This is a genomic window from Sulfitobacter sp. 1A12157 (assembly GCF_043557345.1).
In the GTDB taxonomy this organism is placed as follows: domain Bacteria; phylum Pseudomonadota; class Alphaproteobacteria; order Rhodobacterales; family Rhodobacteraceae; genus Sulfitobacter.
Genome location: NZ_JBIFFV010000018.1, coordinates 1 through 3,389 on the forward strand (window position 1 = coordinate 1; position 3,389 = coordinate 3,389).

The 3,389-nt window shown below is 59.0% G+C and carries 3 protein-coding genes; all 3 read left to right on the plus strand.

All coding sequences use genetic code 11. The features are described 5' to 3' along the window. A partial coding sequence (locus tag ACGYLC_RS17545) for a hypothetical protein (RefSeq protein ID WP_394424225.1) occupies positions 1–721 on the plus strand: 721 nt, incomplete at its 5' end. Positions 722–909: 188 nt separating this feature from the next. After that, complete coding sequence (istA, locus tag ACGYLC_RS17550; RefSeq protein ID WP_394422705.1) at positions 910–2,409, plus strand: IS21 family transposase; 1,500 nt, start codon at positions 910–912, stop codon at positions 2,407–2,409. Further along, complete coding sequence (gene istB, locus ACGYLC_RS17555) at positions 2,406–3,158, plus strand: IS21-like element helper ATPase IstB (protein ID WP_394422708.1); 753 nt, start codon at positions 2,406–2,408, stop codon at positions 3,156–3,158. The genes istA and istB overlap by 4 nt, the downstream gene beginning before the upstream one ends. Positions 3,159–3,389 lie beyond the last annotated feature (231 nt).

The following is a 3,389-nucleotide window of genomic DNA, read 5'->3' on the forward strand; positions in this document are numbered from 1 at the left end:
CGATGAATACGCGAGAAGCTTCGGCGTCACACCTTTAGTCCATGATGAAAAAGGCAGTGGTGCCCGGTATTGGCAAGATCGTGACGTCCTAACGCAAGTGCTGCGTGAGGCAAAAATGGACAACGCCGCGATCCTGGTGACCGCGGTGGATCGCTTGGCGCGGGAGCTAACTGTTTTTCACGAACTTGTTCGGCTGGGTATCCCCGTGTGGGTCGTCGGCCGAGGCAAGATCACCCGCAAGGAGTTGTGGGGTGAGCTGAAGATAGCCAAGGCTGAACACGATCGGATCGGGCGCGTTGCGAAGCAGGACCACCACGTCAAGAAAGCCATCGGCAAGAAGGCAGGCGGCGGCTTCATATATGAGACAAGCATTCGTGGCGGCATCGCAGGTTATTTGCGCGCCGGCGACCGTGACCGACGGATGTTCCAATTGCTCCGTGAACATCCGGAGTGGACCGAGATGTCCCACAAAGCTCTCGCGGAGCATCTGAATGCGATCGGCATCCGGAACGTCGTGACCAAAGCTGGCAAGGAGAATGACTGGACCCGCAACAGCCTTCAGAAGCTGCGCATCCGGCACCAGCAGGAGCTGGCGTTTGAAGCGGAGATGGATATTGCTGACGGCATCACGCCTCTGGACCTGGACGGTGTGCACGCTCGGATTGAGGCTGCCAAGTTGGGACAATACACCGACAACCGTGGCGGCGGGGCGCTGCAATGACTATCCGTGCGTATTCCGGAACATCCGGCCACCCATTCCGATCACATCCGGCCACCTGTTCCGACGCATTCGGCCACCTGTGTGAATCCCGGAGACAAAATGACCACAGAAACGGTCTGATGATCTGACCGTCGCGGAGCAAAATTCCGCATTCTGACACCCGATGTTGATGAGCGGAGGGTGGGGAGATGTATTCTGTGGACTTATACAACCGTGTCCGTCGGGCGTGCCATGTTGATGGTATGAGCAAAAGTGCAGCTGGTCGTCTTTATGGGATCGACCGCAAGACGGTGGCAAAGATCCTGCTGCATTCCGTGCCCCCAGGGTATCGGCGAACTGCTTTGCCTGTCCGCCCGAAGCTTGATCCGTTCATTCCGATTATCGATCAGATCCTGGAAGACGACAAACGGGTCATCAAGAAGCAGCGGCATACGGCCAAGCGCATCCATGCCCGGCTGCGGGACGAGCATGGCTTCACCGGGGGGATCACGATCGTCACGGATTATGTCCGCGAGAAGCAACGCCGATCAAAGGAAGTGTTCGTCCCGCTGTCGCACGCGCCCGGTCACGCGCAGGTGGATTTTGGCGAGACGCTTGGTGTGATTGACGGGGTCGAGTGCAAGCTGCACTATTTTGCGATGGCGCTGCCGCATTCGGACGCGTTCTTCATCAAAGCATATCCTGCAGAGACCACCGAAGCGTTCTGCGATGGTCATGTCTCAGCTTTTGCGTTCTTCGGCGGGGTGCCGTTGTCGATCCTGTATGACAACACCACGATCGCGGTGGCGAAGATCTGCGGTGATGGAAAGCGGGAGCGAACCAAGATCTTTTCCGAGTTGCAGTCGCATTATCTGTTCGACGACAAGTTCGGTCGGCCGGGAAAGGGCAACGACAAAGGCAATGTCGAAGGCGTCATCGGCTACGGGCGACGGAACTTTCTCGTGCCTGCGCCCCGGTTCAACAGCTTCGATGAGCTGAATGCCCGGCTGAAAGAACAATGCCTGAGGCGCCAGGACGATACTGTCCGTGGCCACACCGAGCCGATCGGAGACCGCCTGATGCGCGATCTGGATGCGCTGATGGCACTGCCGCCCACGCCCTATGATGCCTGCGAGAAGGTCAGCACACGGGCGACGTCGATCTCGATGGTCCGCTATCGCACCAACGATTATTCCGTCCCGGTCGCCTACGCACACCACGAGGTCCAGATCAGGGGCTATGTCCATGAGGTCGTCATCGGGTGTGGCGCAGAGATAATCGCCCGCCACCGCCGGTCCTACGACAAGGCTGACATGGTGTTCGATCCGATGCATTACCTGCCGCTGCTTGAGCAGAAAGTCGGCGCATTGGATCAGGCGGCGCCGCTGCAGGGCTGGGACCTGCCCGCCGAGTTTGCCATCCTGCACCGGTTGCTGGAAGCGCGGATGGGCAAGAAGGGCAAGCGCGAATACGTCCAGGTTCTGCGCCTGCTGGAGACCTTCGAGATGGCCCATGTTCATGGCGCCATCAAGTACGCTCTCGGTCACGGGACCATCGGCTACGATGCGGTCAAGCATCTCGTGCTGTGTCGGATCGAGAAGCGCCCGCCGCGGCTTGATCTCGACATCTATCCCTATCTGCCCAAGGCACAGGTCGAGACGACGGACCCGGCCAGCTACAATGTGTTGATGTCCGGAACAGCGGCATGACCGATACCCCTCAGGTCCTGCTGCAGCATCATCTCAAGAAGCTACGCCTGCCGACATTCAACAGCGAGTACGACAAGCAGGCACGGCAATGCGCGGCGGAGAACAAGGACCATGTTCACTACCTGCTGCGGCTCTGTGAACTGGAACTGATTGAGCGCGAACGCCGGATGATCGAACGCCGGATCAAGGACGCCAAGTTCCCGGCAACCAAGAGCCTGGACAGCTTCGACTTCAAGGTGATTGCATCACTGAACAAGGCCCTGACCATGGAACTGGCCCGCTGCGCCTTCGTGGACCGGCGCGAGAACGTCATCGCCCTTGGTCCGAGCGGCACCGGTAAGACCCACGTTGCCCTGGGGCTCGGACTGGCGGCCTGTCAAAAGGGTCTGAAGGTCCGCTTCACGACCGCTGCCGCCTTGGTCCACGAACTGATCGAGGCTGCCGATGAACGGCGCCTGCAGCGTCTGCAAAAGCTGCTGGTCAGCCAGGACCTGCTGATCATCGATGAACTCGGCTTCGTTCCGCTCAGCAAGACCGGCGCCGAGTTGCTGTTCGAGGTCATCTCCCAACGCTACGAGCGCGGATCCATCGTCATCACCTCCAACCTGCCATTCGATGAATGGACCGAGATCTTCGGCTCAGAGCGCCTCACGGGCGCAATTCTGGACCGCCTGACCCATCACGTCCATATTCTCGAAATGAACGGCGAAAGCTTCCGGCTACGCGAGAGCCGTACAGCCCAAACCTGAAATCTATAAACCCGGGATCAGATGAGCTGGCCTGCGGCCAGCGCGCCTTGGCACGCGTCAGCTATATGGAAAGCACGCGCGCCAAGGCGCCGCCTAAACCGAAATTTGGCCAATATCTCTCCGGGAAATTGACCAATTTTCCACCGGGATTGACACAAAATCATTGGCCTCTATGCAGCCGGATTATCGACCCGCGACATCCGCGCCCACCTTGAGGAAGTTTACGGCCTA